At 59.8% G+C, this 20804-nt stretch carries 23 protein-coding genes and 3 tRNA genes; 12 read left to right on the top strand and 14 right to left on the bottom strand.

What is annotated here, in order from left to right:
• Positions 1–8 precede the first annotated feature (8 nt).
• The 4 genes from ACR0DY_RS08035 (at position 9) to ACR0DY_RS08020 (ending at position 4469) form a co-directional block, all read left to right on the top strand.
• Positions 9–1043, top strand: a complete 1035-nt coding sequence (locus ACR0DY_RS08035) for a quaternary amine ABC transporter ATP-binding protein (RefSeq protein WP_480826212.1) — start codon at positions 9–11, stop codon at positions 1041–1043.
• Entirely contained in the window at positions 1040–3106 is a 2067-nt protein-coding gene (locus ACR0DY_RS08030; protein WP_480545760.1) for an ABC transporter permease, read from the top strand. Before ACR0DY_RS08035 ends, ACR0DY_RS08030 begins: the two co-directional genes overlap by 4 nt.
• A gap of 105 nt (positions 3107–3211) precedes the next feature.
• Positions 3212–3877, top strand: coding sequence for an NnrU family protein (locus ACR0DY_RS08025; protein WP_480481918.1), 666 nt, complete (start codon positions 3212–3214; stop codon positions 3875–3877).
• A gap of 70 nt (positions 3878–3947) precedes the next feature.
• Entirely contained in the window at positions 3948–4469 is a 522-nt protein-coding gene (locus ACR0DY_RS08020) for a DUF2478 domain-containing protein (protein ID WP_480481916.1), read from the top strand.
• Between the two features lie 231 nt (positions 4470–4700).
• Here ACR0DY_RS08020 and ACR0DY_RS08015 read toward each other — a convergent pair.
• Positions 4701–4784 (bottom strand) — tRNA-Tyr (locus ACR0DY_RS08015).
• A 116-nt stretch (positions 4785–4900) separates the two neighbouring features.
• Here ACR0DY_RS08015 and rlmB point away from each other — a divergent pair.
• The 4 genes from rlmB to ACR0DY_RS07995 all read left to right on the top strand — a co-directional run bounded on the left by rlmB (position 4901) and on the right by ACR0DY_RS07995 (position 7192).
• Positions 4901–5671: a 23S rRNA (guanosine(2251)-2'-O)-methyltransferase RlmB gene (gene rlmB / locus ACR0DY_RS08010; protein WP_480545759.1), complete on the top strand. Its 771-nt coding sequence runs from the start codon at positions 4901–4903 to the stop codon at positions 5669–5671.
• Between the two features lie 15 nt (positions 5672–5686).
• On the top strand, positions 5687–5968 hold the full coding sequence (locus tag ACR0DY_RS08005; protein ID WP_480545817.1) for a hypothetical protein: 282 nt from the start codon (positions 5687–5689) through the stop codon (positions 5966–5968).
• Positions 5969–6093: 125 nt separating this feature from the next.
• Positions 6094–6525, top strand: a complete 432-nt coding sequence (locus tag ACR0DY_RS08000) for a YHS domain-containing (seleno)protein (RefSeq protein ID WP_480481912.1) — start codon at positions 6094–6096, stop codon at positions 6523–6525.
• A 196-nt stretch (positions 6526–6721) separates the two neighbouring features.
• Entirely contained in the window at positions 6722–7192 is a 471-nt protein-coding gene (locus ACR0DY_RS07995; protein WP_480481910.1) for a CoA-binding protein, read from the top strand.
• Here the strand turns inward: ACR0DY_RS07995 and ACR0DY_RS07990 are convergent.
• From ACR0DY_RS07990 to hisF, 3 genes are all read right to left on the bottom strand, one after another.
• Positions 7189–7761 (bottom strand): hypothetical protein, encoded by a 573-nt coding sequence (locus tag ACR0DY_RS07990; protein ID WP_480481908.1) that lies wholly within the window; start codon positions 7759–7761, stop codon positions 7189–7191. The two genes, ACR0DY_RS07995 and ACR0DY_RS07990, sit on opposite strands and share 4 nt — an antisense overlap.
• Positions 7762–7830: 69 nt before the next feature.
• Complete coding sequence (locus ACR0DY_RS07985) at positions 7831–8148, bottom strand: phosphoribosyl-ATP diphosphatase (RefSeq protein WP_480481906.1); 318 nt, start codon at positions 8146–8148, stop codon at positions 7831–7833.
• Complete coding sequence (hisF, locus tag ACR0DY_RS07980; RefSeq protein WP_209504552.1) at positions 8145–8906, bottom strand: imidazole glycerol phosphate synthase subunit HisF; 762 nt, start codon at positions 8904–8906, stop codon at positions 8145–8147. Before hisF ends, ACR0DY_RS07985 begins: the two co-directional genes overlap by 4 nt.
• Before the next feature lie 117 nt (positions 8907–9023).
• On the opposite strand from hisF, the gene ACR0DY_RS07975 reads away from it, so the two are divergent.
• Positions 9024–9470, top strand: a complete 447-nt coding sequence (locus ACR0DY_RS07975; protein WP_267363290.1) for a DUF302 domain-containing protein — start codon at positions 9024–9026, stop codon at positions 9468–9470.
• A gap of 4 nt (positions 9471–9474) precedes the next feature.
• Here the strand turns inward: ACR0DY_RS07975 and hisA are convergent, their stop codons facing one another.
• Positions 9475–10194: a 1-(5-phosphoribosyl)-5-[(5-phosphoribosylamino)methylideneamino]imidazole-4-carboxamide isomerase gene (hisA, locus tag ACR0DY_RS07970; RefSeq protein WP_480898081.1), complete on the bottom strand. Its 720-nt coding sequence runs from the start codon at positions 10192–10194 to the stop codon at positions 9475–9477.
• Positions 10195–10328: 134 nt separating this feature from the next.
• Between hisA and ACR0DY_RS07965 the strand changes: the two genes are divergently transcribed.
• Positions 10329–10730 (top strand): DUF2147 domain-containing protein, encoded by a 402-nt coding sequence (locus tag ACR0DY_RS07965; RefSeq protein ID WP_209504550.1) that lies wholly within the window; start codon positions 10329–10331, stop codon positions 10728–10730.
• A gap of 3 nt (positions 10731–10733) precedes the next feature.
• Here the strand turns inward: ACR0DY_RS07965 and hisH are convergent, their stop codons facing one another.
• Together hisH and hisB are read right to left on the bottom strand one after the other, a co-directional pair.
• Positions 10734–11372 carry an imidazole glycerol phosphate synthase subunit HisH gene (gene hisH / locus ACR0DY_RS07960; protein WP_480537406.1) on the bottom strand — a complete coding sequence of 213 codons (639 nt, stop codon included), beginning with the start codon at positions 11370–11372 and terminating at the stop codon, positions 10734–10736.
• Complete coding sequence (hisB, locus tag ACR0DY_RS07955) at positions 11373–11960, bottom strand: imidazoleglycerol-phosphate dehydratase HisB (RefSeq protein ID WP_480898079.1); 588 nt, start codon at positions 11958–11960, stop codon at positions 11373–11375. It lies immediately after the preceding gene.
• 154 nt (positions 11961–12114) lie between these two features.
• Here hisB and ACR0DY_RS07950 point away from each other — a divergent pair, with 154 nt between their 5' ends.
• Positions 12115–12354, top strand: coding sequence for an Lrp/AsnC family transcriptional regulator (locus ACR0DY_RS07950; protein WP_209504547.1), 240 nt, complete (start codon positions 12115–12117; stop codon positions 12352–12354).
• Here the strand turns inward: ACR0DY_RS07950 and ACR0DY_RS07945 are convergent.
• The 3 genes from ACR0DY_RS07945 to ACR0DY_RS07935 all read right to left on the bottom strand — a co-directional run bounded on the left by ACR0DY_RS07945 (position 12351) and on the right by ACR0DY_RS07935 (position 13475).
• A complete protein-coding gene (locus tag ACR0DY_RS07945; protein WP_480506240.1) occupies positions 12351–13211 on the bottom strand; it encodes a GNAT family N-acetyltransferase in 861 nt (286 codons plus the stop codon). The two genes, ACR0DY_RS07950 and ACR0DY_RS07945, sit on opposite strands and share 4 nt — an antisense overlap.
• 81 nt (positions 13212–13292) lie before the next feature.
• Positions 13293–13367: transfer RNA gene (locus ACR0DY_RS07940), tRNA-Gly, on the bottom strand.
• A gap of 33 nt (positions 13368–13400) precedes the next feature.
• Positions 13401–13475 (bottom strand) — tRNA-Gly (locus ACR0DY_RS07935).
• Between the two features lie 150 nt (positions 13476–13625).
• Between ACR0DY_RS07935 and ACR0DY_RS07930 the strand changes: the two genes are divergently transcribed.
• Entirely contained in the window at positions 13626–13778 is a 153-nt protein-coding gene (locus tag ACR0DY_RS07930) for a hypothetical protein (RefSeq protein WP_267363306.1), read from the top strand.
• A 15-nt stretch (positions 13779–13793) separates the two neighbouring features.
• Here ACR0DY_RS07930 and ACR0DY_RS07925 read toward each other — a convergent pair whose 3' ends face one another.
• The 4 genes from ACR0DY_RS07925 to ACR0DY_RS07910 all read right to left on the bottom strand — a co-directional run bounded on the left by ACR0DY_RS07925 (position 13794) and on the right by ACR0DY_RS07910 (position 20790).
• On the bottom strand, positions 13794–14177 hold the full coding sequence (locus tag ACR0DY_RS07925) for an MAPEG family protein (protein ID WP_480898075.1): 384 nt from the start codon (positions 14175–14177) through the stop codon (positions 13794–13796).
• 78 nt (positions 14178–14255) lie between these two features.
• Entirely contained in the window at positions 14256–17693 is a 3438-nt protein-coding gene (locus ACR0DY_RS07920; protein WP_480898072.1) for a pyruvate carboxylase, read from the bottom strand.
• 154 nt (positions 17694–17847) lie between these two features.
• On the bottom strand, positions 17848–18975 hold the full coding sequence (locus ACR0DY_RS07915) for an alpha-hydroxy acid oxidase (protein WP_480898069.1): 1128 nt from the start codon (positions 18973–18975) through the stop codon (positions 17848–17850).
• A 39-nt stretch (positions 18976–19014) separates the two neighbouring features.
• Positions 19015–20790 (bottom strand): sensor domain-containing diguanylate cyclase, encoded by a 1776-nt coding sequence (locus ACR0DY_RS07910; protein WP_480545755.1) that lies wholly within the window; start codon positions 20788–20790, stop codon positions 19015–19017.
• Positions 20791–20804: the final 14 nt, after the last annotated feature.

The following is a 20804-nucleotide window of genomic DNA, read 5'->3' as shown; positions in this document are numbered from 1 at the left end:
ACACGACCATGCCAGCCATCGCCTGCCGGAATCTCTGGCAGGTGTTTGGCCCCGGCGCTGACAAAGCCCTGACCGACGCGCTGTCTCGGTCAGGGAATGACGCAGACAAGGCTGCCGCCGCCCTTCGGGAACAGGGGCTGATCCCTGCCGTTCAGGATGCCAATTTCGAAGTTCAGGAGGGCGAGCTTTTCGTCATCATGGGCCTGTCAGGCTCGGGCAAATCCACGCTGATCCGCTGCATTTCGCAGCTGCTGCCCGGCACGGGTGGTGAGATTCGGGTGGACGGCGAAAATGTCATCGGAGCCTCGAAGAAGGCCCTGACCGAGTTGCGCCGCAAAAAACTGGGCATGGTGTTCCAGCATTTCGGCCTGTTCCCGCATATGACCGTTTCTGAAAACGTGGCCTATCCGCTGCGCGTGCAGGGTGTGGGCAAGAAGGAACGGCTGGCGCGCGCGCAGGAGGTGATCTCCCTGGTCGGTCTGGAAGGGCGCGAAGACAGCTTCCCGCGACAGCTTTCCGGCGGGCAGCGGCAGCGGGTGGGTATCGCCCGCAGTCTTGCCGTAAACCCTGACATCTGGTTTCTGGACGAACCGTTCTCGGCGCTTGATCCACTGATCCGTCGCCAGTTGCAGGATGAATTCCTGCGCATTCAGGCGACGCTGAAGAAATCCATCGTCTTCATCACCCATGACATTCAAGAGGCGCTGAAGCTGGCCGACCGCATCGCCATCATGCGCGACGGCAAGATTGTTCAGATCGGAACGCCCACTGATATCGTGTTGCGCCCGGTGGATGATTACGTGCGCGAATTCTCGAAGGATGTCGCCAAAGGTCAACACGCCAAGGTCGCCTCGGTCATGCGGAGCGAGGCGGAATGTGGCCCCGATGATCCCGGCCTCACCACCTCGATGACGCTGGACGCAGCCCTTGCGCATTGCATGGAGCTGTATGAACCCGTGCCCGTGCGGGATGAGGCGGGCAATGTCGTTGGCACGGTGCATCCGTCCGATCTGGCCGCAGCTCTTCAGGTGGACGAGACATGACCGCCATAACCGACCTCCCGACACGGCGCAGTGCGCAGTTGACGGCAGGTGCGAAGGCCGCCCTGATAACTGTTATCGTCGGTGCAGTTTGCCTCGCGCTCGAGGGTATCGCCCCGTGGCTGTTCAAGTGGCCCGCCGCGTGGGAACTGCCTGCAACCCAATGGGTTGGCGCGTTTCTGGACTGGTTTCTGAACCTGATCAAACCGGCAATGCGGCTGTTTTCGGACCTGATGACCCACCCAATGAACTGGGCGAATTTCGTGCTGGGCAAAACGCCATGGCCCATTCTGATCGGGATCGTGACCGCGTTGGGCTGGTATCTGGGCGGCTTGTCCATGGCCGCACTTGGCTTTCTGGGCCTCAGCTTTGTTTTGGCCTCGGGCTATTGGGCCGAAAGCATGAATACGCTGGCGCTTGTCGCCGTGTCTGTCCCTGTGGCGCTGGTCATTGGGGGCGCCATCGGCATCCTCGCCAACGAAGTGCCAAAGGTGAAATCCTTTGTGCAGGCCGTGCTGGACATCATGCAGACGGTGCCAACCTTTGCCTATCTGACACCGCTGCTGCTGCTGTTTGGATTTGGTCCTGTTGTTGGTCTGATTGCTTCGGCCATCTATGCCGCACCGCCAATGGCGCGCAATGTGATGCTGGGATTGGAACGGGTAGAGCCCGAAATCAAAGAGGCGGCCATCATGTCTGGCGGCACTCGGTTCCAGCAGCTGTTCCAGGTCGAAATCCCTGCCGCCACCACTCAGATCATGGTCGGTGTGAACCAATGTCTGATGGCTGCTCTGTCGATGGTTATCATCGCCGCCGTCATCGGCGGGTTCAACGATATCGGCTGGGAGGTTCTGCTGACCATGCGCAAGGCGCAGTTCGGCGAGTCGCTGATGGCGGGTCTGGTTATCGTGGTCTTTGCCGTGGTGATCGACCGGATGAGCGGCACTTTGGCGACCGAGCGTAAACGCTATGACAGCCGTGTTGTCTGGGCGATGCTGGGTTTTGCTGTTGTCTTCACGGCGGCCTTCTGGGCGTGGTTGCCAAACCCTGCGGAGCTGACCCTGCTGGACCCGATGGCCGAAGCCGTGGACAGCGGCCTGACCGCATTCACGCAGGCCAATGGCCAGTGGCTGGACGCCCTCAAAAACAACTCGCTGTTCTATGTACTGCTGCCGCTGCGGATCGGGCTGGATCAGGCGGTGCTGCCCTTCACATGGGGTTTCCAGTGGACGTCGAGCATGAGCTTTGGCCTGTTTGCGGCCGGTGCCGGGATTGCGCTTTTGATGGTGTGGCGCGGACGGCTGACTGGTGGGCTGGTCGTTCTGATTCTGATTGGAATGCTGGAAACCGGTATCGCGAACCTGCCGTGGCCCTTTGTCCTGACTGGCGCTGCCGCGCTGGGCTGGGTTGCCGGGGGCTGGCGTCTGGCCGCGCTCTGCGTGGGGCTGCTCTGCACCATCCTCGTCTCGGGCCTGTGGGAAAGGGCGCTGCTGTCGCTTTATCTCAGCGGTGCAGCGGTGTTTACCTGCGCTTTGGCGGGTGGGCTGATCGGCCTTGCCAGCGCGGTATGGCAGCCTGTGTGGAACGTGGTTCGCCCGATCTGTGACATGTTGCAGACGATCCCCCTTTTCGTGTTCCTGATCCCGGTGCTGATGGTGTTCCAGATTGGCGAGTTCTCGGCCTTTCTGGCCATCTGTGCCTATGCGATTGTCCCGATGATCCGCTACACGCGGCACGGGCTGGTCAATACACCGGATGAGATGATGGAGGCCGCAATTTCAAGCGGCGCGACCGAGTGGCAGATCATGCGCGATGTGAGGGCGCCTTATGCGGCCCCGACCATCCTGCTTGGGCTGAACCAGACCATCCTTTATGCCTTTGCCATGCTGGTCATCGCGGCACTGATCGGGACCACCGGTCTGGGCCAGTCGATATATCTGGCGCTGGGTCAGGCGGATGTAGGATTGGGCATATCTGCCGGGGCCGCGATGGCGATTCTGGCACTGATCGCCGACCGCATCGTGCAGGGCTTTGCCGAAGAACGCCGCGCGGCGCTTGGGCTGTAATACAGGGCAGGGGCGGTGTATTCGCCCCTGTGACCCAACTTGATTTCGGGCAAGGAAGTCGCTGCCCTCTCACTCTAGACCGACCCCAACACGTTGGAGAATATCATGACCGGTTGGGGCCTATTTCTTGCAGCACTCATCGTTTTCCTGCTCAGCCATGCAATTCCTGTACGGCCCACCGTGCGGGGCTGGCTGATCGGCACGCTCGGGCGCCGGGGGTATTTCGCGGCCTATTCACTTCTGTCGCTGGCCGTGCTGGCCTGGCTGATTGTCGCCGCTGCAAACGCCCCCTATGTCGAGGTCATTCCGCCGTTCGCAGTCTTGCGCTGGGTGCCAATACTGATCATGCCCGTGGTGTGCTGGCTGGCTGTGGCCGGGCTTGCGATCCAGAACCCGTTTTCTTTCGGTGGGATGGGCAAAAGGCCTTTTGACCCCGAACACCCCGGTATTCTGCGCACCACCCGCCACCCGATCCTAGCCGCGCTGCTGTTGTGGTCCTTGGCGCATCTTCTGGCCAATGGAAGCCTGTCACATGTGATCCTGTTTGGCCTGTTTGCCGGATTTTCTGTTATGGGCACGATCCTGATCGACAGGCGTAAATCGCGTGAGATGGGCTTTGAATGGGTTCGGTTGTCCCGAAATACGGCGCGGTTCTCACTGCGCTCACCGCGACCCTGGCCACGCCCTTGGGTCTGGCTGACCGCACTGGCCGCTTATGCGGTTCTTCTTCACCTGCACACACCTGTGATTGGTCTGTCGCCGCTTCCTTGACTGGGGGAGTGGTCGGGCTGCGCCTTGCGTGCTATTTGAAACGTCACAATCGAATTACAAGAGGTCCAAGATGCATCTGGCCTATGTCACTACCACCGACCGCGGCGCGACGGATCGCTTGCTGAGCGCTGTTGCTGAGCGTCTGCTGGCATCCGGCGCGAAACTGGCCGGTGTCGTCCAGACGAATACGGAATGTACCGACAGCAGCAAATGCGACATGGATGTCCGCGTGTTGCCGGATGGGGATACCATCCGTATCTCGCAATCGCTGGGCTCGCAGTCGCGCGGCTGCCGTCTGGACCCCGCAGCGCTGGAACAGGCGGTTGGGTATGTGACTGCCTCGCTTGCGAACGCACCGGACCTGCTGATTATCAACAAATTCGGTAAACATGAGTCTGATGGGCGGGGGTTCCGCCCGGTGATCGGCGAAGCGCTGGCGCTGGATATTCCGGTGCTGGTCGGCGTGAACGGGTTGAACGCGGAAAAATTCAACGCTTTCGCCGAAGGTGCGGCCGAAGAGCTGCCTGCGGATTTGGACGACATCATAGGCTGGTTCAACCGCATAGCGCAGATGCGCCCGGCTGCGGAATAGGTGCGCAATCGACCGGCGCATTGATCTGAACGTCATGACATGTGGTGGCGAAGGCCACGCGGCACCCTTCGTTCACAATCCGGTCGCGTTAGCGCCGGTTTAAGATGTGTAAAACGGATCAGGTCTGTCGCATCTGAGAATGGGGGCAGACCAACAGCAATAACATAGCTGCCAGACAATAACGCAGTGCGGGACACGAGTCCTGACCATCTTCGGAATACGCTGGAAAGATGGTGGGCGACCCTGGAATCGAACCAGGCGTGCGTCTCCGCGAGGGAGTTACAGTCCCCTGCCACACCTTGCGGCCTGTCGCCCACTGTCAGGCGTTGCACCTGACGTGGAGGCGTGATTACTAGCGCACCAAAGGAGCGTCAACAGGAAAATTTCCCTTTGGCGCAGGAAACCGAATTCCCGGCCCGGAGGCCCTTGAAATGAAGAAACCCAAATGGGTCGTCGAAAAGGAACAGGCGCGCAAAGCTGCCGCTGCAGAAACCGTCTGGCTGTTTGGCCTGCACGCGGTTCGCGATGCGCTGATGAACCCAAAACGGCAAAAACTACACCTGATGGTGACGCGGAATGCATGCGATAAACTGGCGGAAGCTATTGAATTTGCTGGGATCGAGGCCGAGATAGTCGACCCGCGCAAGTTTTCTGCGCCCATCGATGCTGGATCCGTGCATCAGGGCGCAGCGCTGGAGGTCAAGCCGTTGGAATGGGGCAGTCTGGCAGATAACTGCATCGGTCGCGAAAACCCTCGCGTCATTCTGCTGGACCGGGTCACCGACCCGCACAATGTCGGGGCGATTCTGCGCTCGGCCGAAGTTCTGGGGGCCAGTGCTGTGATCGGCACACGCCACCATTCCGCGCCCGAGACCGGGGCACTGGCAAAAACCGCCAGCGGTGCGCTTGAGCGGCAGCCTTATCTGCGGGTGCGCAACCTTGCAGACGCGATTGTCGAGCTTCAGGGCATGGGCTTTCTGGTCCTTGGGCTGGACGGAGAAGCCGACATGACAATCGAAGGTGCGCTAAGCGATGGCCGTGACCGCCCTGTCGCGCTTGTGCTGGGCGCGGAGGGTCCGGGCTTGCGGCAGAAGACAAAGGAAACCGTGGATCAGTTGGTTAAAATTGACGCAGCCGGGGGATTTGGTTCGCTGAACGTCTCAAATGCCGCGGCAATCGCCTTATATGCATCGCGACCCTGAAAAAAGGAGAGCGTCATTCCCGGCCCTGCCAAAATCGCGACCTGCTGCTATTGCGGCACCCGGGCTGCCCTGATCCTGAAAGGCAAGGAACGGCACGAGCTTAGCTGCTCCAGCTGTGGAGCGCCGCTGCACAAACTGAAGATGCTGCCCGCGCGGAAAGTACACAAACCCGAACCGCTGCGCGTAGCTGTGTCTCATGCTGCCCCTCGGAAAGCAAAGCGCAAAAAGAGGAAGAAGACCATGCTTGCGCGCGTGTTCGACGAAGCATGGGACGTGATCGAAGACATCTTTGACTAAGTTTCAACTGGCGAACACTCGTTCACATCCGCGTCAACAGGGGTTCCGAAAAACGCGAAAAGTTGCATCTTGATGGTCTTGAATGTGCAGATTCCCATATGACGATGCTGAACCGACGTACTTTTATGAGCTCGCTGAGCACTGTATTGCTGGCTCCTGCCGTGTTTGCGCAGGACAATCCCGTGTATTACGCCACTGACGGTGTGGCGTTGGCGGGGTATGATCCCGTGTCCTATTTTGACAGCGACGCGCCTTCAAAAGGGGCACCCGAAAACGCGGTCATGTGGAAGGGCGCCCGGTGGCATTTCAAATCGCAGGCAAATCGCGAGCTCTTTGAAGGCAACCCGCGCGCCTTTGCGCCGCAGTTCGGTGGTTATTGCTCGTACGGGATGGCGATGGGTGTGTTGAAAAGCACGGATCCGAATACGTGGCAGGTGGTCGATGGGCGTCTTTACCTGACGCATTCACCCGCGGTCGAGGAAATCTGGCAGCAGAATCAAACAGGATACATTGCGATGGCAGAAGAAAACTGGCCCGCAATTCTCTATGGGGAGTAGGCAGGGTTCAGCTAATTGTGAAAAGTCATCACAAAAATGCGCCACCCCTCTTTTTTTTAACGGATCCATGCTTAAATGTCACAGTGACCGCGGAACGGAACTGCCGCGGGTCATTTCACTGTCCCTCGTTCCAACAACTGGCGCCCAAGCTTTCTTGGGCGCTTTTTTCTTTTTGGAACCCTGTTAAGGATAGGGCATGCCAGACTATTCCGATCAGTACCTTAAGGCTATTTTGCAACGCACCAAGACGGTGGCCGTTGTCGGCGTTTCCATGAACCCTGTGCGACCCAGCTATTACGTGGCGCGCTATTTGTCGCTGAAAGGGTTCAAGGTGATTCCCGTCAATCCGGGCCACGCGGGCAAAGACCTGTTTGGTCAGACGGTTCGCGGCAGCCTGTCAGAGATCTCCGAGCCTGTAGACATGGTGGACATTTTCCGGCGGTCCGAGGCCGTGCCACCCATTGTAGATGAGGCGCTGGAGGCTTTCCCGTCGCTCGGTACGATCTGGATGCAGATTGGCGTGGAACACCCTGAAGCGGCGGTAAAGGCTCAGGCCCGTGGCGTGGATGTGGTGATGAACCGTTGCCCAAAGATCGAATATCAGCGCCTGTTTGGCGAATTGCGCATGGGCGGATTTTCGACGGGGATCATCTCGTCCAAGCTTTAGGGTTTGGCGGGGACGTAAGGTTTCAGACGGGCGACCTGTTCCTTCCGCCGCTTTTCCAGCACCACGTCGCGCGGAACCCAGTCATACCGGGTATCCTCGACCAGCGGAGACCAGAACAACACGCCGCCATAACGCCACGGGTCCAATACGACACCGTCATACAGCGTCGCACCTTTACCGCTGATGATTGCGGTGCTGTGGTCGATCCGCGTCGGGTTGTCCGCGTTTGCAATGGCACGGTGCAGCTCCAGTGTCCGGAAGTTTTCCTGTTTCAGCCGCCGCTCGATATCCTCGGCCCAATGCCAGCACAGCCCACGCGGGCGCAGCCCCTTGTTGACCTTCATGTTATGGATCAGGGGCGGGTCTGTGATCTGGTATTCCTCGACCAGCTGAGCGGTATAGGCGTAAGCAATTCCCGCTGCGCGTCGGGCCTCCTCAGGGTCGATATCCGGGCCAAGGCCCTGAATCTCCGTGGCGAGCCGCTGCACCTCATCCCCGGTCGAGCGCGGCGGCGCGGCGCAGCCAGCGACGATGGCAAGGGTTGCCACAAGCATCAAAATTCGGATCATAACGCGCCTTCGCCCTGACAGTCTGGCATCCGAGTATAACGGCCCAGGAGCCAGTGCGGAACCCGGACGTTACCCTTTGGGGCGGGCAGCTTTTTCGGCGATACCGCTGGTGCCCTGACGGCGGTCCAGCTCGGCCAGAACATCATCCAGCGCCACGTCCCGCGCGGCCAGCATGACCAGAAGGTGATACAACACGTCCGCCGCTTCCGAGGTCAGCTTAACCTGATCCCCTTTTACGGCTTCGATGATGGCCTCTATGGCCTCTTCACCGAATTTCTCGGCGCATTTCTCAGGGCCTTTCGCAAGCAGCTTGGCCGTCCAGCTGCTTTCGGGATCAGCCCCCTTGCGTGCCTCGATCGTGGCGGCCAGATCGTGCAAGATGCTCATGTTAGCCTCATGGGGATGCCAGCTGCGGCCATATGTTCCTTGGCCTCGCGGATGGTGTATTCGCCGAAATGGAAAATCGATGCCGCCAACACGGCGCTTGCACCGCCCTTGGTGACGCCCTCGACCAGATGGTCCAAAGTACCAACACCGCCCGAGGCGATCACGGGCACATCCACCGCGTCGGAAATGGCGCGGGTCAGCGGCAGGTTGAACCCGGATTTGGTGCCGTCGCGGTCCATCGAGGTCAGCAGGATTTCACCGGCCCCCTTGGAGACCACGGTTCTTGCAAAGGCAACCGCGTCAATGCCGGTGGGTTTGCGCCCACCATGGGTAAAGATCTCCCACTTGCCGGGGCTGACGGTCTTGGCGTCGATGGCGCAGACAATGCACTGACTGCCGAACTGATCTGCCGCTTCGGCAATCACATCCGGATTGGCAACCGCGGCCGAGTTGAAGCTGACCTTGTCCGCCCCCGCCAGCAGCAAGGCGCGCACATCGTCTTTTGTTCGCACCCCACCGCCCACGGTCAGTGGCACGAAACACTGTTCCGCCGTACGCTGCACCACATCGAACATGGTGCCGCGATTCTCATGGGTCGCGTGAATGTCGAGAAAGCAGATCTCGTCCGCTCCGGCAGCATCATAGGCCTTGGCCGATTCCACCGGGTCGCCCGCATCGCGCAGGCCCACGAAATTTACGCCTTTGACCACTCGGCCATCGGCAACATCAAGGCAGGGAATGATCCGGGTTTTCAGCATAGGATATCCTTTATGGGCGCACCTCTAGCGGCAAAGCCCTGCCGATGCCAGACTTGTGATTGTGAGAGGTCTCAATTCTGTGAAAACTGGGGTGAATTTCACAGAAGGAATATCGATATGCGTAGACTGATACTGGCTTGTGTTTTTTCAATCGGAGGCGCGCTGACCGCAATGGCAGATGATCTGATCAAGGTTCAAACCGACAAATCCGTGGCCGAGGCGCTGGACGCGCTGGAAGCCGCCGTCGGAAATGCAGGTGCAACCGTGTTTGCCCGCATCGACCACGCGGCCGGGGCGGAAAAGATCGGTACGTCCATTCCTGCCAATCAGGTGCTGATCTTCGGCAACCCGGCGCTGGGTACGCCAGCCATGCAGATCGACCCGCGCGCCGGGCTGTTTCTGCCTCTCAAGGTGCAGGCGTACGAAGACTCCAATGGCCAGGTCTGGCTGATCTATGAAGACCCGAAAGAGACATTGGACGACCTGAACGATGTCGACAAATCACCGGTCATCGAAAAGATGCGCGGTGCACTGGCCAAGCTGACCGCCGCAGCCGCGCAATAACCGATCACGACAGGGCGCGGATGGCCTCGGCCAGGTCTATCGCGCCATCATAAAGCGCCCGGCCTGAAATCGCGCCGTTCAGCGCAACGCCGCAATCGCGCAGGGCGATCAGGTCGTCCAGCGAACTGACACCGCCCGAGGCGATCACCGGGATGGAAACGGCTTGTGCCAGGGCAGCGGTCGCTTCGATGTTCGGGCCCTGCATGGCACCGTCGCGATTGATATCGGTGTAGATGATTGCCGCAACGCCCGCGTCTTCGAAACTACGGGCCAGATCGGTGACCTGAACATTGGTCTCTTCGGCCCAACCCTTGGTGGCTACCATGCCATTGCGTGCGTCGATGCCAACAGCGACCTTGCCGGGAAAGGCTTTGGCTGCTTCGCGCACCAGATCGGGGTTTTCGACAGCGACAGTGCCCAAAATGACCCGCGCCAGCCCCTTCTCGATCCATGTTTCGATTGTGGCCATGTCGCGGATGCCACCGCCCAGTTGCGCGGGCACCTTGCACGCTTTCAGAATTGCCTCAACCGGTGCTGCGTTGACCGGCTCGCCTGCGAATGCACCGTTCAGGTCGACCAGATGCAGCCATTCGCACCCCGCCTCGACAAAGGCACGGGCCTGAGCGGCCGGGTCTTCGTTGAACACGGTGGCCTTGTCCATTTCACCACGCAGCAGGCGTACGGCATTGCCGTCTTTGAGGTCGATGGCGGGGTAGAGGATCATGTCGGGCGGCCCTATATCACTGTTACACGCGCGGGATATCGCACAAGCAGGGCAGGGGATGCAACGCGACGCTGGGTCATTCTTGCCCGCCGCCCATTAGCGGGTCAGACTGCCCACAAAACAGGGAGAAAATCATGAAGACTTTTACTCTTTCAGCGGGCCTGATGCTGCTTGCTACAGCTGCTTTTGCAGACGATCCGGTTGACGGCCTGTGGAAAACCGCGCCGGGCGACACGGGTGGCTATCTGCATGTGACGATTTCCGAATGCGGCAGTGCGATCTGCGGCACCATCGACAGCGCGTTCGACGCCGATGGCAACCAGCAGCTGGAATATGAGAACCTTGGCAAAAAGATCATCTGGGACATGGTCCCCGAAGGGGGCGGCAGCTATGACAGCGGTAAGATCTGGGCCCCCGACCGCGACAAAACCTACAACTCGAAAATGTCTCTGGACGGCCAGAACAAGCTGACCGTCAAGGGCTGCGTGGCGGGCGGCCTGATCTGCCGCGGTCAAACCTGGACGCGGGTTCAGTAAGCCTCAGGGCTTCCAGGTCAGGAAGTTGCCCAGCATACGCAGGCCAACATCCTGGCTTTTCTCGGGGTGAAACTGCATCCCAACCATCGTGTCGCGGCCAATCACGGCCGTGACGTCCTGCCCGTATTCCACATAAGCCAATCGCTGCGCCGGGTCGGACACGCGAAAATGGTAGGAATGGACGAAATAGGTGTGATCGCCTGATTTCACCCCGGCAAAGATCGGGTGATCGCTTTCCAGAACCAGATCGTTCCAGCCCATATGCGGCACTTTCAAAGCGGCATCTGACGGTTCGATTCGAACAACATCGCCTGCCACCCAGCCCAGACCATCGGTCTCGGTGTATTCATGGCCTTTGGTTGCCATCAGTTGCATGCCAACGCAGATGCCCAGAAAAGGGCGGCCCTTCTGTTCGACCGCTTCGACCATCGCGTCATAAATACCCTTGTGGCCGCGCAGCTCGGCAGCACAGGCCGGGAAGGCACCATCACCGGGCAGAACCAGTCGGTCCGCACGCGCAACTACATCCGCGTCCGAGGTGACAACAACGTCACCTGCGCCGACCTCTTGCGCCATGCGCTGAAACGCCTTTTCCGCTGAATGCAGATTGCCGCTTTCGTAATCAATTATGGCTGTGAGCATTTACAACGCGCCCTTGGTCGACGGAATCGCATCCGCTTTGCGCGGATCGGTCTCAACCGCATCCCTCAACGCGCGTGCAACGGCCTTGAACGCGGCCTCGGCGATGTGGTGACTGTTGAAGCCGTGCAACTGGTCGATATGCAGGGTGATGCCGCCATGGGTGCTGAGCGCCTGAAAAAACTCGCGCACCAGTTCTGTGTCGAACGTACCGATCTTTTGCGTCGGCAGATCGACATTCCAGATCAGGAACGGGCGGCCCGACAGGTCCAGCGCACAGCGCACTTGCGCGTCATCCATCGGCAGATGGCATTCGCCATAGCGCCGGATACCCTTCTTGTCGCCCAGGGCCTGTGTCAAAGCCTGACCCAGCGCGATGCCGGTATCCTCGACCGTGTGGTGATCGTCGATGTGATAGTCGCCCTTGGCGCGGATTGTCATATTGATCAGCGAGTGGCGCGCCAGCTGGTCCAGCATATGGTCAAAGAACCCGACGCCGGTCTGATTGTCATATGTACCGGTGCCATCCAGATTGACCTTGACCGAAATATCGGTTTCGGCGGTCTTGCGGCTGATCGAAGCGGTGCGCATGGGCGAAATCCTTTTGCTACAGGCGCGCTTATAGACGGGGTGGGGCGGGTTGATCCAGACCATGCGTTGCAATCGCTGCAAACTGTTGCAAGGGATTGCACCCGGCCCGGCACCATGTCAGCTTGCAGACAACATGAACCAACAGGGCCAAGCCATGTCCACCTGCGTATTCATCCAGATCCGCTGCAAACCCGGCACCACCTACAAGGTCGCCGAGGAAATCGCCCTGCGCGAAATACATTCAGAGCTTTACTCCACCAGCGGTGAGTTTGATCTGATGCTCAAGCTCTACATCCCCGAAACCGAGGATGTGGGCCATTTCATCAACGAACACCTGCTGGTGATTCCCGATATCGAACGCTCGCTGACGACGATGACGTTCAAGGCGTTCTAACCCAACTCAAACGTTGTCACGCCATAGATGCGGCTCAGGTCGATATCCGGCTGATCGCCGGAATACATCCGGGCCGTTTCGAACACTTTCACAAGCCCCAGCCTGTCGGCCAATGCAAAGGCGGCGTTGTTGGGCTGTGGCATGTCGATGAACACCTCTTGCCCACTTTGATCTTCGGGCAGAGCCTTTAACACGCTTGCAAGCAGCGCTTCGGCAATGTCGGCGCGGTCCGCAAATAACGGCCCGACTTTGTATCCGGTCTGACAGGGGCGCAGCGTGGCATAGCCTTTGATCTGCCCGTCTTCGGAAAACACGCGGGACACATGGCCGCTTGCGCTCAGCCAACCATGCAGGAACGCATCGCGCGGGGCTGGGAAAAGCTGACGGTCATAGTCCCTTAACGCATCAGAAACCGTGCTCAGCACGGCAACACCAGCGGTCGGTGCCAGCGCGCGCAAGATATCGGCAACCCGCCCTGAAAAGCGGTAGTTGTTATAGGCAAAGGCGAATCCGGATTTCCGGTAGTTGTCCTGCTGCTCGACCACGCCATCCAGACCCATGTTGCGCCCGGTGCAATGGGCCAGCGCATGCTGCGCAATCTCAAGCCCGTGGCCATGGTGTCTGTATTCCGGCTTGACGATGTAGAAACCCAAAAAGGCAAAATCATCGTCATAATTCACCGCCGAGACAGACGCGATCATTTCGCCATCCAGAAAACCGCCCAGGAACCCGTAAGGGTCAGTACTGCGAAAACACAAGGCATCGTGGTGGCCCGGATTCCACCCCTCACGCCCGGCCCAATCCACAGCCTCCTGCAACTCATCAGCGGTCAAGGGGCGGATAACATAATCAGACATGCGAACATCCCGTGTTGCAAATTGCATTCAGAATGCCGCAACGGGGGCAGAAGAACCAGCATGTTCGGAAGGTTTGGTATCTGGAGCGGGCGAGGCGATTCGAACGCCCGACCCTAACCTTGGCAAGGTTATGCTCTACCCCTGAGCTACGCCCGCATCAGATACATATGTGGTCCGAAGACCTCTCAATGGAGCGGGCGAGGCGATTCGAACGCCCGACCCTAACCTTGGCAAGGTTATGCTCTACCCCTGAGCTACGCCCGCGCCGTTGAGTGAGGAGGGATGTATAAATTCCCACGCGGGGCTGCAAGCGGAAAAACACAAAAAGCGGGAAAAATCTTTTCGACGGAATCCGGCCCGTGACCCGTTCAACCCGTAACTCAAATCAACAAAACACAGGCAGGAGGTGCCGTCATGATATCCGTTGCAGACCTGAAGATCGTGATGCTTGCCGCGATGATTCTGATCGGCGCTACCATCCTGAAACCGGACCGGCATGAACATGACCGGTTCATACCGGTTCTGCTGGGTGCACCGCAGATCGAAACAACCGTTCTGGCAGGGTAACACCCGCCAGACGGCCTAAAGCGCCAGAATCAGGTTTGCCAAGGCCGCGCCCAGAATGGCGAGGAAGGTCAGGCTCATGCCGGCCTGCCGCAGGATGACGATCTGTGGCGTCCGTCCAAATCCGTACGCATGCAAAAGACGCCCCGCCAGCAACATCAGCCCCAGCAGATGGACCAAAACCCCGGCCGCGCCCTGCAACTCGACCATAGCAATCAGCAGCAGGGAAATCGGGGCGTATTCGGCGCAGTTCGAGTGTGTCCGTATCGCCTTGATCATCAGCTTGCTGCCACCATCCCCGACCGAGATTCTGTCGCTGCGCCGTTGCAGGATCACTTTGATGCTGAGTGTGACGTAGAGAAGTGCGACCAGGGCCGCATAGATCGGGGTGATTGCAAGCATAATGGGTCTCCGCTCAATCATAGAAAAAGGCCGTGCGGTCTCCCACACGGCCTGATGAACACTAGATTGTTTTATGGCTTATTCCAGTTCGATCAGCAGGTCCTTTGCGTCAATCTGGCCGCCGGGCTGGATATGCACCGCTTTGACCGTCGCATCACGCTCGGCATGGATACCGGTTTCCATCTTCATTGCCTCGATGGTCAGCAGCATGTCGCCTTCCTTGACCTGCTGGCCCGCGGTCACAGTGACTGTGGCCACAACACCGGGCATCGGCGCACCGACATGATCGGGGTTGCCGACCTCGGCCTTGGGGCGCGCCTGAGTGGTTGATGTGACCATCCGGTTCGGCACCCGGATCACACGCGGCTGGCCGTTGAGTTCGAAGAACACTTTGACCTCGCCTTTTTCGTCCGTCTCGCCGATGGCCTGACACCGGATTTCCAGCGTCTTGCCGGGGTCGATTTCGGCCGTGATCTCTTCGCCGGGCTCCATACCGTAAAAGAAGGTGCGCGTGGGCAGGGTGCGGACCGGGCCGTAAATCCGGTGACGGCCCATGTAATCCAGAAACACCTTGGGATACATCAGGTACCCGTTCAGATCCTCGTCATCGACCTCTTTGCCTTCAAGCTGCTTGGACAGCTCGGCGCGGGTGGCCTCAAGATCGACGGCAGGCACGTCCTTGCCGGGGCGCTGCGTGTTGGGGGCCTCGTCCTTCAGCACCTTCTTGATGATGGTGTTCGGGAAGCCGCCCGGAGGCTGACCCAGATTGCCGCGCATCATGTCGACGACCGAGTCGGGGAAGGCCACATCTGTCGCCGGATCCTCGACCTGCTCGCGGGTCAGGCCCTGACTGACCATCATCAGCGCCATGTCGCCAACAACCTTCGACGAGGGCGTTACCTTTACGATATCACCGAACATCTGGTTCACATCGGCGTACATCTGCGCGACCTCGTGCCAGCGCTCTTCCAGACCCAGACTGCGCGCCTGCGCCTTGAGGTTGGTGAACTGACCACCTGGCATCTCGTGCAGATACACCTCGGACGCCGGGGCCTGAAGGCTTGATTCGAAGGCCGCATACTGTCCGCGCACGGCCTCGAAGTAATCGCTGATCTCGCGGATCGCCTTGATGTCCAGCCCGGTGTCACGGTCAGTATGGCGCAGCGCCTCGACCACAGTGCCCAGCGTTGCCTGGGACGTGTTGCCACTGAAGCTGTCCATCGCGCAATCCACCGCGTCCACTCCCGCCTCAGAGGCGGCAAGGATGGTCGCGCTGGCGATACCGGCCGTGTCATGGGTGTGGAAGTGAATCGGTAGTCCAACCTCTTCCTTCAGCGCCCGGATCAGAATCTTGGCCGAGGCCGGTTTCAGCAGGCCCGCCATATCCTTCAGACCCAGAACATGCGCGCCTGCGTCGCGCAACTCCTTGGCCATTCCGACATAGTATTTCAGGTTATACTTGGCGCGGTCAGGGTCCAGAATATCGCCGGTATAACAAACGGTACCCTCGCAGATCTTGCCGCTGTCGATTACAGCATCCATCGCAACGCGCATGTTCTCGACCCAGTTCAGCGAGTCGAAGACGCGGAAGACGTCGATGTTTTTCGATGCCTGGCGCACGAACTCCTGCACCACGTTGTCGGGATAATTGGTGTACCCAACCCCGTTTGCGCCCCGCAGCAGCATCTGCGTCATCAGGTTCGGCATCGCCTCGCGCAGATCGCGCAGACGCTGCCAGGGGCATTCCTGCAGGAACCGGTAGGCCACGTCAAACGTCGCACCGCCCCAGCACTCGACCGAGAACAGCTGCGGCAGGTTCGCGGCATAGGTCGGCGCCACCTTGATCATGTCGATCGACCGCATCCGGGTCGCCAACAACGACTGGTGCCCGTCGCGCATGGTGGTGTCGGTGATCAGCAGCTGCCGCTGCGCTTTCATCCAGTCCGCCACGGCCTGCGGGCCTTTCTGCTCCAGCAGGTTGCGCGTGCCCATCCGCGGCTCGGCCTTCTGCGCGGGGGGCTTGGCGACTTTCAGGTCGGCGCGCGGCTCGGGGCGGTCCTTGGTTTCGGGATGACCATTCACCGTGATATCGGCGATATAGGTCAGAACCTTGGTGCCCCGGTCGCGGCGGCGCTTGAAGGCAAACAGATCCGGCGTCGTGTCGATGAATTTGGTGGTGTATTCATTCGACAGGAAGGTTGGGTGCTTCAGCAGGTTGATAACGAAATCGATATTGGTGCTGACGCCGCGAATACGGAACTCGCGCAGGGCGCGGTCCATCCGGCTGATCGCCTTCTCGGGCGTCGGCGCCCAGGCGGTGACCTTTGTCAGCAGCGAGTCGTAGTACCGCGTAATGACACCGCCCGCATAGGCCGTGCCGCCATCCAGACGAATGCCCATGCCCGTGGCCGAGCGATAAGCGGTGATCCGGCCATAATCGGGGATGAAGTTGTTCTGCGGGTCTTCTGTGGTGATCCGTGTTTGCAGCGCGTGACCGTTCAGATGCACATCGGCCTGGCTGGCGGCGCCGGTGGCTTCGGCCAACGTTTTGCCCTCGGCGATCAGGATCTGCGCCTGAACGATGTCGATGCCGGTGACCTCTTCGGTGACCGTGTGTTCGACCTGCACGCGGGGGTTCACCTCGATGAAGTAGAACTTGCCCGTCTCCATATCCATCAGAAACTCGACAGTGCCCGCGCATTCATAGTTCACATGGGCGCAGATCTTGCGGCCCAATTCGCAAATCTCAGCGCGCTGTTCTTCGCTCAGGTAAGGGGCAGGGGCACGTTCGACGACCTTCTGGTTCCGGCGCTGGACCGAACAGTCGCGTTCATAAAGGTGATAAATCTCACCATGCTTGTCACCCAGAATCTGAACCTCGACATGGCGGGCACGGGTGATCATCTTTTCCAGATAGCCTTCGCCATTGCCAAAGGCGGCCTCAGCCTCGCGGCGGCCTTCCAGAATCTTTTCTTCCAGCTCATCCTCCGACTGGATCGGGCGCATCCCGCGCCCGCCGCCACCCCAGGACGCCTTGAGCATCAGCGGGTATCCGATCTCGGCGGCCTCCTTGCGGATCGCGTCCATGTCATCACCCAGAACTTCGGTGGCTGGAATGACAGGCACACCGGCCGCGATGGCCACGCGCCGCGCGCTGGCCTTGTCGCCCAATGCGCGCATGGTCTCGGCCCGGGGGCCGATGAAGGTGATGCCGTTCTTGACACAGGCATCCACGAAGTCCGGGTTTTCAGACAGCAGGCCATAGCCCGGATGGATCGCATCCGCGCCGCAATGCTTGGCCACGCGGATGATCTCGTCAATCGACAGATACGCCGCGACCGGACCCATGCCCTCGCCAATCTGATAGGCCTCGTCCGCCTTGAACCTGTGCAGGCCCAGTTTGTCTTCTTCAGCGTAAACAGCGACGGTGCGTTTGCCCATCTCGTTTGCTGCGCGCATGACGCGGATGGCAATCTCGCCGCGATTGGCGATCAGGATCTTGTTGAAGTCTGTCATATCAGGTCCCGGTCTTTGGTGTTTGGGCGTCTTATTGGGCGGAGAATACGCACAGGTACATCCGTTCTTCTGGGTAGAACCGGCATGTTATCGCTCGCAAACGCCCTTTGGCCTCGGCACACTTATAGGGATGCCGCGTTGCAGCATCAATATTTTAGCGTTTCGTCTCAAACTGACATAAATCGGCCAGTCCCATCTGACCCATATTCGCGTGCAGATCCTGCCTCAGGATTTCGATCACATGCGCCGGGCCTTTGGCGCCAAGTGCCGCAAGACCGTACAAAAAAGCACGCCCCAGCATGACAAAGTCCGCGCCCAGCGACAGCGCACGCAAAATATCCAGCCCGCCTTCGACACCGCTGTCGAATATCAGTGGCAGGCGGGTCGCGTTCCGGATCGCGGGAAGAACCTCGATGCTGGCCGGGGCTGCATCGAACTGTCGGCCCCCGTGATTCGACACCCACAGGGCGTCCACACCCACCTGTTCCAGCCTGTCCGCATCCTCGGGGCGCAGGATGCCTTTCACGACAAACGACCCATCCCAATGATCGCGCAGCCATTTGACGTAATCCAGATCCGGCGAAGTCCGCAGCAGGTATCCGACATGGGCCGTCGGCGGCAGATCGCCAGGGTCATCGATATATTTGTCCAGAGTGCGCATGTGCGGAACACCGCTGCGCAGCATACCCAAAGCCCAGGCGGGTCTTTGAGCGATCTGTACCAGCAGGCGCGGTGTCAGTTTCGGTGGCTGCCGCAGGCCCGAGCGCGTCTGCCGCTCCCTGCGCGATGCCACCGGGACGTCAGCGGTCAGAACCAGAGTTCGAAATCCCGCCCCGCGCGCCCGGTTCAGCATGTCCATGCGAATTTCTGGGTCCCTTGGCGGATACAGCTGGAACCACGCGGTCTCGCCCAGATAGGGGGCCAGGTCTTCGGGGCTCTGACTGGCCACCGTCGATAGCGAATAAGGAATGCCTGCCTTGGCGGCGGCCTGCGCCAGCAGTCGCTCTGCATCAGGCCAGACAAGCCCGGACATCCCGATCGGCGCAATACCGAAGGGCAAAGGACAGGTGCCGCCCAGGATTTTCACCGACGTATCGAATTCAAGGTCCCCATGCAGGATCGAGGGGCTCAGACGGACATCATCCAGTGCCTTGCGATTGCGATGCCGCGTCGTTTCAATCCCGGTGCCACTGTCGATATATTCCCACACGAAGTGCGGCAGCCGACGGCGTGCGCGGCGTTTCAGATCGGGAATACCGGGATAGGTACTGTGCAGGTCCATAAGGATTGATCCGGCCTGCGGGGCGATTCGGCAAGGTTTTCAAGCGGCTTCCGGCGATGGGCGTTTACCCGTTGCGGGAACGCGCCTGGCCTGCTCCAGCGCCCCGGCGGCGACGTGAACCTGATTGCGCCCCTTGTCCTTGGCGACATACAGCGCATCATCCGCGGCTCGCATCAGATCCTGCGGCATGGTGCCGTGGGCGGGGTAATGCGCGACCCCGACCGAGATTGTGATACGGGGCAGGGCCTTTTCGCCATAGCGGACAATGACCGCCTCGACCGACTGGCGCAACTGCTCGGCCCGGGTCATGGCATCTTCGGGGCTGTTGTCGGGCAGGATCAGCATGAATTCCTCACCGCCGATGCGGCAGGCGATCTCGTCCCGGTCGCAGCCCTGTTCCAGCGCCGCGCCGACCGCGCGCAACACCATGTCTCCGGCGTCATGACCATGCGTGTCGTTGAATTTCTTGAAGTGATCGACGTCCACGGCAATCAGGCTCAGCGCGGCGCCGGTCTGCTGGCTGCGGCTGATGGCCTTGCGCAATGTCTCAGTCATGTGGCGGCGGTTGAACAGCCCGGTCAGCGGGTCGCGCACCGATTGGTCATGCAGCTGATCGCGCATACGGACATTGGCGATTGCCATGCTGATCTGTTCGGCGCACAGCTGCGCCAGCTTGCGGCTTTTATGGAAACAGGCCTCTCGCCCCTCAGCCGCGCGGAGATGCAACAGACCAACGGTTTCCCCGTGGGCCAGAATGGGAAAACAGAAATAGGGCCGCCCGTCATGCGGTTCGGCATGTTCGCAGACAAAATCGATCTCAGAGGCACCGAACTCATAAGTCCGGCCGCGCCTCAAACCCCAGCATCCTTCCGGATGGATATGAGATTTATGCGTTCCCCCGTTCCAGCTGGCACACCCGTCCAGCACATCGCGCGAGTTGGAATAGACGTACACGCTCCCCTCGGCCTCGGGCAGGATATGGGTCATAAAGCGCGCGACCATGTCGAAAAGCTCATCCAGTGAGCGGCTTGATTGCAGCCACTCGTTCAACTCGCCCAGCAGGCGTACCTCACGCGCCAGGCGAAGCTGCTCTCCCATCAGTTCGCGTTCTTTCACGGTGCGCTTGTGTAGATCACGCATCTGACGGCGGTTGGTGCGGTGGACAATCAGGATGACCGTGGCCAGCGCCAGCAACGCGACGCTGCTCAGCAACGCCAGCGACAGACGCACGCGCGTGATGAACAGGGTTCTGAGATTGGTGATGTCCGAATAAAACTCGATAGCGCCAAGGAAAACGCCGTCTTTGATGATCGGTGTATAAACTTCGGCCACATGTCGGGTGATTGGGCCCGCATGTCCGGCGGGGTCATTGTCAATCGACTCAACCTCTGCCGCGGGTTTTTCCTCGTGGTTGTAAAAAACCCTTCCGGCGGCGACGACTGAATGGAAGTAATGTTTTGTGTTCACGGCCCCGACATCACTGGCCCGGGTCGACCAGAACACCCGACCGGACGCATCAAACAGTTTGAACCGGTAGATGTCCGAGGTTTCGGGCAGCAGCATCAGGAATTCCGCGTCATGCTCGTGCAGCTCATGGTACCGAAACGTTGCATCCAGATCGTCCAGATGGCTTTCGACCTGACGGCTTAGCTGCATGGCGTCTTTTCGCAAATCCGATTCCAACATGCGGTCCACAACCGGGGCAGGGGCCGCATAGATGCCCCATCCTGCTGCCGCTGTCAGCGCGATCAGAATCAGGGTAACGCCCACAAGTTTCAGCCGTGACGACCCGCCCGTCAGTTCCTTCGCTTCCATCTGTTCCACTCCCA

Source organism: Ruegeria sp. O6 (genome assembly GCF_056535045.1).
This window is presented reverse-complemented; position numbering and strand designations above follow the sequence as displayed.

Excerpts from the sequence above, each read along its gene's own strand:
- ACR0DY_RS07910 (WP_480545755.1), bottom strand. The coding sequence starts at position 20,790 with ATGGAAGCGAAGGAACTGACGGGCGGGTCGTCACGGCTGAAACTTGTG.
- hisA (WP_480898081.1), bottom strand. The coding sequence starts at position 10,194 with ATGATCCTCTACCCCGCCATCGACCTCAAAGACGGCAATGCCGTACGC.
- ACR0DY_RS08000 (WP_480481912.1), top strand. The coding sequence starts at position 6,094 with ATGAGCTCGCTGAGCACTGTATTGCTGGCTCCTGCCGTGTTTGCGCAG.
- hisB (WP_480898079.1), bottom strand. The coding sequence starts at position 11,960 with ATGCGCACCGCTTCGATCAGCCGCAAGACCGCCGAAACCGATATTTCG.
- ACR0DY_RS07995 (WP_480481910.1), top strand. The coding sequence starts at position 6,722 with ATGCCAGACTATTCCGATCAGTACCTTAAGGCTATTTTGCAACGCACC.
- ACR0DY_RS08020 (WP_480481916.1), top strand. The coding sequence starts at position 3,948 with ATGCATCTGGCCTATGTCACTACCACCGACCGCGGCGCGACGGATCGC.
- ACR0DY_RS07950 (WP_209504547.1), top strand. The coding sequence starts at position 12,115 with ATGTCCACCTGCGTATTCATCCAGATCCGCTGCAAACCCGGCACCACC.
- rlmB (WP_480545759.1), top strand. The coding sequence starts at position 4,901 with ATGAAGAAACCCAAATGGGTCGTCGAAAAGGAACAGGCGCGCAAAGCT.
- ACR0DY_RS07990 (WP_480481908.1), bottom strand. The coding sequence starts at position 7,761 with ATGATCCGAATTTTGATGCTTGTGGCAACCCTTGCCATCGTCGCTGGC.
- ACR0DY_RS07930 (WP_267363306.1), top strand. The coding sequence starts at position 13,626 with ATGATATCCGTTGCAGACCTGAAGATCGTGATGCTTGCCGCGATGATT.
- ACR0DY_RS07920 (WP_480898072.1), bottom strand. The coding sequence starts at position 17,693 with ATGACAGACTTCAACAAGATCCTGATCGCCAATCGCGGCGAGATTGCC.
- hisF (WP_209504552.1), bottom strand. The coding sequence starts at position 8,906 with ATGCTGAAAACCCGGATCATTCCCTGCCTTGATGTTGCCGATGGCCGA.
- ACR0DY_RS07975 (WP_267363290.1), top strand. The coding sequence starts at position 9,024 with ATGCGTAGACTGATACTGGCTTGTGTTTTTTCAATCGGAGGCGCGCTG.
- ACR0DY_RS07965 (WP_209504550.1), top strand. The coding sequence starts at position 10,329 with ATGAAGACTTTTACTCTTTCAGCGGGCCTGATGCTGCTTGCTACAGCT.
- ACR0DY_RS08030 (WP_480545760.1), top strand. The coding sequence starts at position 1,040 with ATGACCGCCATAACCGACCTCCCGACACGGCGCAGTGCGCAGTTGACG.
- ACR0DY_RS07945 (WP_480506240.1), bottom strand. The coding sequence starts at position 13,211 with ATGTCTGATTATGTTATCCGCCCCTTGACCGCTGATGAGTTGCAGGAG.
- ACR0DY_RS08035 (WP_480826212.1), top strand. The coding sequence starts at position 9 with ATGCCAGCCATCGCCTGCCGGAATCTCTGGCAGGTGTTTGGCCCCGGC.
- ACR0DY_RS07925 (WP_480898075.1), bottom strand. The coding sequence starts at position 14,177 with ATGCTTGCAATCACCCCGATCTATGCGGCCCTGGTCGCACTTCTCTAC.
- hisH (WP_480537406.1), bottom strand. The coding sequence starts at position 11,372 with ATGCTCACAGCCATAATTGATTACGAAAGCGGCAATCTGCATTCAGCG.
- ACR0DY_RS07985 (WP_480481906.1), bottom strand. The coding sequence starts at position 8,148 with ATGAGCATCTTGCACGATCTGGCCGCCACGATCGAGGCACGCAAGGGG.
- ACR0DY_RS08025 (WP_480481918.1), top strand. The coding sequence starts at position 3,212 with ATGACCGGTTGGGGCCTATTTCTTGCAGCACTCATCGTTTTCCTGCTC.
- ACR0DY_RS07915 (WP_480898069.1), bottom strand. The coding sequence starts at position 18,975 with ATGGACCTGCACAGTACCTATCCCGGTATTCCCGATCTGAAACGCCGC.